The sequence below is a fragment of the Leisingera coralii genome (assembly GCF_049056525.1).
GTDB classification, from domain to species: Bacteria; Pseudomonadota; Alphaproteobacteria; order Rhodobacterales; family Rhodobacteraceae; genus Leisingera; species Leisingera coralii.
In genome coordinates this window covers 16737-26854 of the sequence record NZ_JBHUPT010000049.1, presented here as the reverse complement: position 1 = coordinate 26854, position 10118 = coordinate 16737, and the positions used below count along the sequence as shown (strand labels likewise).

Annotated in this window: 13 protein-coding genes; 8 read left to right on the top strand and 5 right to left on the bottom strand. The window is 64.6% G+C overall.

Annotated features, from left to right (window positions below; translation table 11 throughout):
- Window position 1: 1 nt before the first annotated feature.
- Entirely contained in the window at window positions 2-934 is a 933-nt protein-coding gene (gene fabD / locus ACFMBG_RS16230; protein ID WP_421055741.1) for an ACP S-malonyltransferase, read from the bottom strand.
- Window positions 935-1113: 179 nt separating this feature from the next.
- Here fabD and ACFMBG_RS16225 point away from each other — a divergent pair, with 179 nt between their 5' ends.
- Window positions 1114-2355: a cytochrome b/b6 domain-containing protein gene (locus ACFMBG_RS16225; RefSeq protein WP_421055740.1), complete on the top strand. Its 1242-nt coding sequence runs from the start codon at window positions 1114-1116 to the stop codon at window positions 2353-2355.
- Between the two features lie 197 nt (window positions 2356-2552).
- Here the strand turns inward: ACFMBG_RS16225 and ACFMBG_RS16220 are convergent, their stop codons facing one another.
- From ACFMBG_RS16220 to ACFMBG_RS16210, 3 genes are all read right to left on the bottom strand, one after another.
- Window positions 2553-2909, bottom strand: a complete 357-nt coding sequence (locus ACFMBG_RS16220; RefSeq protein ID WP_421055739.1) for a hypothetical protein — start codon at window positions 2907-2909, stop codon at window positions 2553-2555.
- Window positions 2910-3080: 171 nt separating this feature from the next.
- Entirely contained in the window at window positions 3081-3659 is a 579-nt protein-coding gene (locus ACFMBG_RS16215; RefSeq protein ID WP_421055738.1) for a YceI family protein, read from the bottom strand.
- A gap of 155 nt (window positions 3660-3814) precedes the next feature.
- A complete protein-coding gene (locus tag ACFMBG_RS16210; protein WP_421055737.1) occupies window positions 3815-4348 on the bottom strand; it encodes a hypothetical protein in 534 nt (177 codons plus the stop codon).
- Between the two features lie 300 nt (window positions 4349-4648).
- On the opposite strand from ACFMBG_RS16210, the gene rpsF reads away from it, so the two are divergent.
- The 7 genes from rpsF (at window position 4649) to ACFMBG_RS16175 (ending at window position 8556) form a co-directional block, all read left to right on the top strand.
- Window positions 4649-5002 carry a 30S ribosomal protein S6 gene (rpsF, locus tag ACFMBG_RS16205; protein ID WP_421055736.1) on the top strand — a complete coding sequence of 118 codons (354 nt, stop codon included), beginning with the start codon at window positions 4649-4651 and terminating at the stop codon, window positions 5000-5002.
- Window positions 5003-5030: 28 nt separating this feature from the next.
- A complete protein-coding gene (gene rpsR / locus ACFMBG_RS16200) occupies window positions 5031-5258 on the top strand; it encodes a 30S ribosomal protein S18 (RefSeq protein WP_005982441.1) in 228 nt (75 codons plus the stop codon).
- Window positions 5259-5270: 12 nt separating this feature from the next.
- Window positions 5271-5885, top strand: coding sequence for a 50S ribosomal protein L9 (rplI, locus tag ACFMBG_RS16195; protein ID WP_421055735.1), 615 nt, complete (start codon window positions 5271-5273; stop codon window positions 5883-5885).
- A gap of 179 nt (window positions 5886-6064) precedes the next feature.
- Entirely contained in the window at window positions 6065-6256 is a 192-nt protein-coding gene (locus tag ACFMBG_RS16190; RefSeq protein WP_421055734.1) for a hypothetical protein, read from the top strand.
- A gap of 522 nt (window positions 6257-6778) precedes the next feature.
- Entirely contained in the window at window positions 6779-7249 is a 471-nt protein-coding gene (locus tag ACFMBG_RS16185; protein ID WP_421055733.1) for a transglycosylase SLT domain-containing protein, read from the top strand.
- 255 nt (window positions 7250-7504) lie between these two features.
- Window positions 7505-7876, top strand: coding sequence for a hypothetical protein (locus tag ACFMBG_RS16180; protein WP_421055732.1), 372 nt, complete (start codon window positions 7505-7507; stop codon window positions 7874-7876).
- Window positions 7873-8556: an HTTM domain-containing protein gene (locus ACFMBG_RS16175; protein WP_421055731.1), complete on the top strand. Its 684-nt coding sequence runs from the start codon at window positions 7873-7875 to the stop codon at window positions 8554-8556. The genes ACFMBG_RS16180 and ACFMBG_RS16175 overlap by 4 nt, the downstream gene beginning before the upstream one ends.
- Before the next feature lie 66 nt (window positions 8557-8622).
- Here the strand turns inward: ACFMBG_RS16175 and tig are convergent, their stop codons facing one another.
- A complete protein-coding gene (gene tig, locus ACFMBG_RS16170) occupies window positions 8623-9954 on the bottom strand; it encodes a trigger factor (RefSeq protein WP_421055730.1) in 1332 nt (443 codons plus the stop codon).
- Between the last annotated feature and the right edge of the window lie 164 nt (window positions 9955-10118).

Here is a 10118-nt window from a genome sequence, read left to right as displayed (position 1 = left end):
ATCAGGCCCCGGCGGCGGCCGCGGCGTCTTCCGGGGTGCCGACCTGGCGGCAGGCCAGGTTGCGGTCAATCTTGCGGATCATGCCCGACAGCGCCTTGCCCTCGCCGATCTCCCAGAATTCGGTCACGCCCTTGGCGGCCATGGCCTGCACGCTCTCGCGCCAGCGCACGGAGCCGGTCACCTGCTCCACAAGCAACTGGCGGATCTCGTCCGGGCTGGTCACCGCATCGGCGCGCACATTGGCGATCAGCGGCACCGCCGGGGATTTGATTTCAACGCCCGCCAGCGCTTCGGCCATCGCATCCGCGGCGGGCTGCATCAGGGCACAGTGGAAGGGGGCGGACACCGGCAGCATCACTGCGCGCTTGGCGCCCTTCTCCTTGGCGATTTCGGCGGCACGCTCCACCGCGGCCTTGGCGCCGGAGACCACCACCTGGGTGGGGTCGTTGTCATTTGCCGCCTGGCAGACCTCGCCCTGCGCGGCCTCTTCGGCCACCGCGCGCACGGCGTCGAGGTCGAGGCCAAGGATCGCGGCCATCGCGCCCTCGCCCACCGGCACGGCGCTTTGCATCGCCAGGCCGCGGGTGCGCAGCAGGCGGGCGGTGTCGGTCACCGAGATCGCCCCGGCCGCGGCCAGCGCGGAGTATTCGCCCAGCGAATGGCCGGCCACGAAGGCGGCCTTTTCAATCGTCACGCCTTCGGCCTCCAGTGCCCGCATGGCGGCCATCGAAGTGGCCATCAGCGCCGGCTGTGCGTTCTGGGTCAGGGTCAGAGTTTCGATATCACCCTCCCAGATCAGCTGGCTCAGGCTTTCCCCCAGCGCCTCATCCACCTCATCAAAGATGGCCTTGGCCGCCGGATAGGTATCGGCCAGCGCCTTGCCCATCCCAATGGTCTGGGCGCCCTGTCCGGGGAACACGAATGCGATCGTCATGGAAGACCTCGTCTGTTTTAGCGTTTTGCCTGATGTAGCGGCCCTTGACGCAACGCACAAGCAAAGCTGCAGTTTGCGCACCACGCCTGTGCGCGGATGAGGGGGCTGCGAATATTGCACGGCACCGCGGTGTTGCTACCTTGAGTGCAACACCTGACTTGAAAAGGACCCGACGTCCCATGCCCGGCCAAAACACCTTTCAAAGCTATGGCAGCGTTGCCAAGACCTTTCACTGGCTGACCGCCCTGCTGATCTTCTCCGCCTTTCCGCTGGGCTACTTCGCCAATGAGCTGGCGCATGAGATCCAGAGCCCGGGTTTCGACGGCAGCCAGGCGGTGATCGAGCGGGCCACCTTGCTGTTCTCGCTGCACAAGACCCTTGGCGTTGCGGTGTTCTTCACCGCGCTGCTGCGCATCCTCTGGGCGCTGAGCCAGCCCAAGCCGGGGCTGCTGCACCCGGACCGCAAGGCAGAAGCGCTGGCGGCGGAGATGGTGCACTGGCTGCTCTACGGCTCGCTGGTGGCGGTGCCGCTGGCCGGCTGGGTCCACCATGCCGCCACTACCGGTTTTGCGCCGATCTGGTGGCCGTTCGGGCAAACCCTGCCGTTTGTGCCGCAGTCCGAGGCCGTGGCTGAGCTGGCGGCAGGGCTGCACTGGGTGCTGGTCTGGACCCTGGCGGCTGCGCTGGGCATGCATATTGCCGGCGCGCTGAAGCATCACGTGATCGACCGCGACGCGACCCTGCGGCGGATGCTGCCGGGCCGTTCCAGCCTGCCGCAGCCGCCCGCGCAGCACCACAGCCTGCTGCCGCTGCTGGCGGCGCTGCTGGTCTGGGCCGGCGCGCTGGGTGGCGGTGCGGCGATCGGCGTCTTTGGCGGCAAGCATCTGTCCGGCACGGCCACGCCGGTTGTGGCCACGGAGCCGGGCGGCGGCGGCGCAGGCAGCTGGGCGGTGCAATCGGGCACAATGGGGATCTCTGTCGTCCAGATGGGCAGCGCGGTCACCGGCAGCTTTGGCGAGTGGAATGCGGTGATCAATTTCGAGGAGCCGTCCGCCCCGGGCCCGGCCGGCGATGTGGAGGTCACCATCGCAATCCCGTCGCTGGAGCTGGGATCCGTGACCGGCCAGGCGATGGGTGCCGACTACTTTGACAGCGCCAATTTCCCCACGGCCCTGTTCCAGGCGGAGATCGAAAAGCTGGAAGAGGGCTACCAGGCCGAAGGCACCCTGACGATCAAGGACCAGACGGTGCCCGTCACCCTTCCCTTTGACCTCGATCTGGAGGGAGACACCGCAAGGATGACCGGCGCCCTCACCTTGAACCGGTTGGACTTTGGTATTGGCAAGAGCCTTCCGGACGAAAGCTCATTGGGGTTTGCCGTGGACGTGACTGTATCGCTGGAGGCCCAAAGGGTGCAGTGATCCGCAGAACGGCGCCCTCCCGCGCCTGCGGGTGCCCCGGCTGCGCCGGCACCCCCTGACAGCCTTGGGCCCGGCGCCGCGCTGACGCGCGGCGCTTTGCCGTTCCGGGCGCCGCTCTGCCCGCGAGGTATCAAGCGCAGCTGTTGGAGAGGTCCAGCTTTTGCAGGACCGTCAATCCCAGGTACAGGGGCGTCAGCCTAGTGGCTGTGCCGGTAATAACCGCCGTGGCGGGTGCGGTGGCGGTGGATGCCGCGGTAGTGGTGCCGGTGCCGTTTGACATGATGGCGGCCGCCATAGGGCTTGTAGTAGGTACGCGGGTAATGATGGCTGCGCGGGTAGTAATGGGTCCGCGGCTGATAGCTGTAATTATACCCGTGGTGGCGGTGCTTGCGGTCATCCAGGCTCTTGACGATGATGCCCAGGGCAATCAGCCCGGCAATGGCGCGGGCCGCATCATGGCCTGAATCATGGGCGGCGGCCGGCGCTGTAAAGGCCAGGTTGGCGGCGAGGGCCAATGCCGCACCGGCTGAAGCGATATAGCCTAAGCGGAACATGGGTGCCTCCTTTCCGAGGTGGCCGGAGAGGCCACTTCCAGACTGCCGTAGGGCGCCGGAAAACGCCAGTGAACTCCGCTCACGCTTTGGGGAGGCCCGCGGCGGCAGGCATGAAAAAACCGCCAGCCCGGAGGGAGCTGGCGGCCGGTATTTCAGGTCAGCGGATCAGCTTCAGCTGTCGGCTTTCATCGCCTCGATCGAGATCTTGATGTTGACCTCATCGCTGACGAAGGGCGCGAATTGGCCCAGGTTGTAGTCGGAGCGCAGCACGGTGGCGGTCGCGTCGAAACCGGCCCAGGGCTTCTTGGCCATCGGGTGCTCACCCTTCTGGTTCAGCTTTGCATCCAGCACCACGGACTTGGTCACGCCGTTCAGGGTCAGGTCGCCGGTGATCTTGGCGGTATCATCGCCAGTCACCTCGATGGCGGTGGAGGTGAAGCTGACGGTCTCATCCTCGGTTGCGTCGAAGAAATCCTTGGTCATGAAGTGGTCGAACCGCGCTTGCCAGCCGGTGAACATCATGCTCAGCGGCATGGTCACGGACACGCTGGAGGCCGCCGGGTCTTCCTGGTCGAACATGATTTCGCCCTCGAAGCCGGAGAACAGCCCGTAAGTGGTCGAATATCCCAGATGGTTGTAATCGAACAGAATCTGGCTGTGGCCGGGATCCAGGACATATTTTTCGGGGGCGGCAGCAGCGCCGGTTGCAGCGGCAGCGGCCAGGGCGGCGGCAAGCAGGGTCTTCTTCATGGGAAAGGCTCCGTCTGAACAAATCTTGTGGCAACAGATGTGGCGAACGGCCCCCGAAAAGGAAGCCGGCAAAAACCAACACTATCTGTGAGCGGGCGAACACAAAACCCGGCTGCACCGCAGCCGGGCCTGACTCGCGGGAATGTGATGACTTGTCAGGTCAGGATCCGCACCGCGCCGCTGAGCTGGTCACGCAGCTGGCTGCGCATCGCGGCAGACCCCAGCGGCAGCTCGATCAGCAGGCTGCCGTCGGTCTCATACATCTGCACCGTGGCGGCCGTCAGCCGGACCCCGCCCAGGCTCTCATAGCTGCGGCGCAGCACCGTGCAGGGACGGCCGCGGCTGTCCCGCTGCAGCACCCGCAGCTCCCGGCGCACCGGATCAAAGCAGGCCTCGGGCCGGTTTGCGGGCTCATGCGCGGTCATCAGCACCAGCCCGGCCAGCAGGAAGGCCACCGAGATCCCCATCCGGATCAGGTTCATCTCCGGGTCCGCCCCGGCGCCGGGCACCAGCCACAGCCCGGTGGAGCTGAGGATCATCGCCGCCCCGAGAAGCCGGAACAGCACCAGGCGCAGTTTCCAGTTCGCCTCCAGCCGCAGGCTGAGCGGCACGGCATTTGCGACGGCGCCGAGCGCCTTGACACCGGGCGCCCTGGAAACCTTCGGCGGGGTTTGATCTGTCACTGCCATCTGACTGCCCTTTCTCAAGCTGCCTCTGCCGGGCGGCACCGCGGCCGTCCGCCGCGTTAAGGCTTCATTAATCAGTGAAGACCCGCATTGGGGCAGCATTGCGGCGCGCTTGCGGTTTTGCCGCGGCGGCCCCGCCCGGGTGGCGGCAGGGACCGCTTTTGCCTTGCTCTTTGCGCCTCAGACTGTATAGGAGGCCCTGCTTCCGCGACACTTTCGATCCGCGCAGCCTCTCGTGACCGGGCAGCGGAAGCATGTGATGCCCAGTCTATGAAATGCGCCTAGACACAAACAGGAGTTCGCATGCCACTCTATGAGCATGTCATGATTGCGCGTCAGGACCTGTCCAACTCGCAAGCAGAAGGCCTCATCGAACACTTCGGTGCTGTTCTGTCCGACAACGGCGGCAAGCTGGTCGACCAGGAGTACTGGGGCGTCAAGACCATGGCCTACAAGATCAACAAGAACCGCAAGGGCCACTATGCCTTCCTGAAGACCGACGCGCCCGCGTCCGCCGTTCAGGAAATGGAGCGCCTGATGCGTCTGCATGATGACGTGATGCGCGTCCTGACCATCAAGGTCGACGAGCACGCCGAGGGCCCCTCGGTCCAGATGCAGAAGCGCGACGAACGCGGCGAACGCCGTGAGCGCCGCTGATCAACGCTTGAGAAAAGGACGCTAAATCATGGCAGCCAAACCGTTTTTCCGCCGCCGCAAGGTTTGCCCGTTCTCGGGCGACAACGCGCCGAAGATCGACTACAAAGACACCCGTCTGCTGCAGCGCTACATCTCTGAGCGCGGCAAGATCGTGCCTTCGCGCATCACCGCCGTTTCGGCCAAGAAGCAGCGTGAGCTGGCCCGTGCTATCAAGCGCGCCCGCTTCCTCGCCCTGCTGCCCTACGCCGTGAAGTAAGGAGATAAGCAGATGCAAGTTATCCTTCTTGAGCGCGTTGCAAAGCTGGGCCAGATGGGCGACGTCGTCGACGTGAAGCCCGGTTACGCCCGCAACTTCCTGCTGCCGCAGGGCAAGGCAAAAACCGCATCCGAGGCCAACATTGCTTCTTTCGAAGCCCAGAAAGCGCAGCTGGAAGCGCGCAACCTGGAGACCAAGAAAGAGGCCGAAGCTCTGGCAGAGAAGCTGGACGGCCAGCAGTTCATCGTGATTCGCTCCGCATCGGACGCGGGTGCGCTGTACGGCTCGGTCACTCCGCGCGACGCTGCTGACGCGGCCACCGAAGCAGGTTTCTCGGTCGACAAGAAACAGGTCGCCCTGATCGCACCGATCAAGGAACTGGGCCTGCACTCGGTCGCCGTCAAGCTGCACCCGGAAGTGGAAGTCGAAATCAAGCTGAACGTGGCTCGCTCCGCAGAGGAAGCCGAGCTGCAGGCATCGGGCAAATCGATCCAGGAGCTGGCCGCCGAAGAGGAAGCCGCTGCTGAGTTCGAGATCTCCGAGCTGTTCGACGATATCGGCTCCGCGGCCTCCGACGAGGACGAAGCTCCGGCAGCCGAAGCCGCTGGCGACGAAGAAACCAACTGATCCCCGCGGATCAGGTGACATTGGGAAAGGCCGCCTCTTTGGGCGGCCTTTTTCGTTTTGCCCGGCGCCCGCGGCAAGCTAAGGCAAATTGCACGCATATCCCCTGCCCCGGAATAACCATCTGTTTGCCGCATTCGGCGAGAATAATCCGGGAGTGGAGTGAAAAAGGGGGATGCGCCATGCAGGACGCATTGGAGAGTGAGGAGCTGGCCCTGCGCCGGCGGCTGTTGTTCCGGCTGCTGCGCAGGCGCCGGTTCGACCGGCCGGACTTCCGAACCGAGGCGATTGCGGACATCGTGCCCGAGGGCCTGATTGCGCCGGGCCGCAGCCTGTTTGAGACCCGGGACAAATCCAGCCGCACAGCTGGCTGACCTTGCCAGTATCGAAGCCGGGAGCAGTTCCGCGGGCGCAGCATAGCGGCGTCAGCTGCTCCCCCTGCCCGGCCCGGGCCGAAGGCGCCGCTGCCAGGTGCCACCGGCGCCGCAAACCGCGCGCCGCGTTTCGCGCCAAACCAGCGGCGAAACCCGGCTTTTGAAGACAGCCCGGGCAGTGCCTGCCGGGGGTTATCGGGACCGCGGAAAATTGGGAAACAGCCGCGGCCCCTTCTGCCCGATTTGGTCAGATGCCCCACAGGCGTGAGGGGCGATCTGCCTGAGGATCGTGTTGCCTCAATGCGCACCCCCAATATGTAGTGGAGGGCCATATTTAACAAATGTCTAATACTTAAAGTTTGATGAACCCGTCCGGCACCATAAAAAACGGCCCTCCGCAGGCGGAAAACCCCTCCCGGTCTGGCGGTTCCCTGCCGGTTGCCGCAGGGTGCGCCACAGACCGCATTGCGGCCTGCCGCCATGCGGCTAGTCTGGCCGCGAGAAACAACTTGCGGAGGCCGCATGTCGCGCCGGACCACACTGATCTTATTTTTTGCAGCTGCAGTTCTGGCTGCCTGCGGAAGTACCGCCTCAACGCCCGAGGTTTCGAGATACAATCCGCCGCTCTACCCCAATGAAACGCCTGAACTGCGGCAGCAGATCAACTATTGGGCAGACCATTACGACGTCCCGCGCAGCCTAGTGCACCGGCTGGCCGTGCGGGAAAGCACCCACCGCCCGCACGCGGTGAACCGGCCCTACTACGGGCTGATGCAGATCCTCCCCGCCACGGCCCGCTCGATGGGGTTCAGTGGCCAGCCCAAGGAACTGCTGGATGCGGACACCAACCTGCAGTTTTCCGTCAAATACCTGCGCGGCGCCTGGCTGCTCGCTGACGGCAGCCAGGACATGGCGGTCAAGCACTATTCCCGCGGCTATTATTACGAAGCCAAACGCCGCGGCATGCTCAAGGAAACCGGCCTGCGCCCCTGAGCCCGCCGCGCCGCAGCCCGCAGCGCCCCGCAGGGGCGCTGCCCGGCCCAACGGGACGCCGGCAGCTTCCGCAGGAAGGTGCCAAGGACGGGCGGGAGCTTTTCGCTTTCGATCTGGCAGCATTTTAGCGGAATTCTAACCAGCGCCCGCTTTACTGGCGCCACGCTGTCCCTGTTCAAACTGCTGCTGCCTGCGCTGATGCCCTCCTGGCGCTTTTTCAAGTCGGTGGACCCCTCGCCCCGGGTGGAATGGCGTATGCTGACCAGCGCATCCGGTCCGCCTATGCAATGGCAGGAATTCCGGCCGCGCCCGCGGCGTCTGAACCTGCTGGCGATGGCCGGGCGGATGCTGTGGAATGCGCGCTGGAACGAGAGCCTGTTCCTGGTCAGCTGTGCCGAACGGCTGACACTGGCACCCACCGCGCACAGCCAGCGGGAAATCCAGCGCCGGATCGCCGCCGAACTGCAGCGCACGCTGTCGCCGGGGGCGCTCTTGCCCTATCTGCAATTCCGCCTCGTCTTTCTGGACCGGGGTGAGGACGGCCGGCTGGTCAAGGCGGTCACCTATCAGTCCGAACCGCAGCTGATGGCCGGCCTCTCCGCCCAACCCTCACAGGCCGCCGCATGAGCCTGGAACTGGCCCTTCGCGCGACCGAGGTGCTGCTGGCGCTCGCCTTCCTGCAGCAAAGCGCCGAGCATATGGCGGGCTTCCGGGACGAGCAGATCCTGCACGGCCCCCGGTTGCTGCTGGCCGGGCTGCTGCTGTTCGGGATAGCCATGCCCTGGGTACTGCTGGGGCTGGTGATCCTTGGGCTCCTGATCCTGCAGCGGTTTCAGGGACCGTATAATGGCGGCAGCGACAAGATGAGCCTCCTGATCCTCTGCTGCCTGACTGCGGCCCGCTGGCTGCCGTCAGAGCAATGGCAGGAGTATGCCTTTGCCTATCTCGCCGGGCAGCTGATGATCTGCTATTTCATCTCCGGTCAGGTGAAGATCGTGAACCCTGAGTGGCGCTCCGGCCGGGCGCTGCGGGACGTGTTCCGCTTCTCCGCCTACCCCGTCAGCGAAGGTCTGCGCGACCTTGCGGACCGCCCCCGGCTGCTGTGGATGATGGGCTGGGCGGTGATGCTGTTCGAGGTGCTGTTTCCGCTGGCCCTGTTCAGCCAAGGTGCACTGGTGCTGGCGCTGTTCACCGCAGCGCTGTTCCACCTCGCCAACGCCTGCCTGTTCGGGCTGAACCGCTTCTTCTGGATCTGGCTGGCGGCCTACCCGTCGCTTTTATGGCTGCAGGAGCGGGTGGTTCTGTGACTAGGCTGGACAGGAAAAAGGCCGCCCAAAGGGCGGCCTTTCCGTAACCTCACGAGAGGGAGAGGATTACTCCTCTTCCAGCTCCTCAACCGCCTTCTGCAGATCGTCTTTGGAGACTTCTTTCTCCTCGACTTTGGCCTGCCCGACGATGTGGTCGACAACCTTGTCTTCGAAGATCGGCGCGCGCAGCTGCTGCTGCATTTGTGCGTTCTGCTGGATGAATTCGAAGAACTGGCGTTCCTGGCCCGGGTACTGGCGTGCTTGCTGCATGATCGCCTGGGTCATTTCCGCGTCGGTCACTTCGACCTCGGCTTTCTGGCCCAGCTCTGCCAGCAGCAGGCCCAGGCGCACGCGGCGCTCGGCCAGCTTGGTGTGCTCTTCGGTCGGCTCGATCTCACCGTGGTCGTGGCCGTGCACTTCCGGGTTGTCCTCGTGCCACAGCTGATGCGCGATCTGCTTGGCCTCGGCGTCGACCAGCGACGGCGGCAGGTCGAAGGAGACCAGGCCGTCCAGCTTGTCCAGCAGCGCGCGCTTCAGCACGGCGCGGGCGGCACCGGCGTATTCGGCTTCCAGGCGCTCAGCGATCTGTGCCTTCAGGCCGTCCAGGTCGTCGGAGCCGAATTTCTTGGCCAGCTCGTCGTTGATCTCAGCCGCTTTCGGAGCTTTCACCTCTTTCACGGTGCAGGAGAACACGGCTTCCTTACCGGCCAGGTGCTCGGCCTGGTACTCTTCCGGGAAGGAGACGGTCACGTCTTTTTCTTCACCGGCCTTGGTGCCGACCAGCTGCTCTTCGAAGCCGGGGATGAAGGAGTTGGAGCCCAGCACCAGCGGGTAGTCGTCGCCTGCGCCGCCGTCAAAGGCTTCGCCGTCGATCTTGCCGACGAAGTCGATCACGACCTGGTCGCCGTCTTCAGCTGCGGCGCCCTCTTCGCGGGCTTCGAATTCCTTGGCGGTTTCGGCCAGGTTGTTCAGCGCCTCGGTGACGGCCTCCTCTTCAGCCTTCACAACCAGCTTTTCCAGCTCGACGCCGGAGAAGTCGACTTCGGGGATTTCCGGCAGTGCCTCGTAGGACATCTCGACGTTGACGTCGTCGCCTTCTTTCCAGTCTTCGTTGGTCATCTTCACTTCGGGCTGCAGCGCCGGACGGTCGCCGCTGTCCTCGAAATGCTTGTTCATGGCGCCGTCGATGGATTCCTGCATCGCTTCGCCCATCAGGCGCTGGCCGAACTGCTTTTTCAGCAGCGCCATCGGCACCTTGCCCTTGCGGAAACCTTTCATTTCGATTTCCGGCTGCGCTTCGACCAGCTTTTCGTTGACCTTCTCGTCCAGCTCGGCGGCGGTGACGGTGATGGCGTAGCCGCGTTTCAGACCTTCGTTCAGCGTCTCGGTGACCTGCATCCTATTCCCCATAGAGATTCGGGGCGCGTGCGCGCAGGCGCCCCCAGACAATTTGCGGTCTTCTATTTCCCCCGGCGCGCCGGTGCAAGGGGGATTGCCCTTTTCGTTTCAGATCCCGCGGATTTCCGGGATCTGAAACGAAAAACACGCCCCGCGGCGGAGGC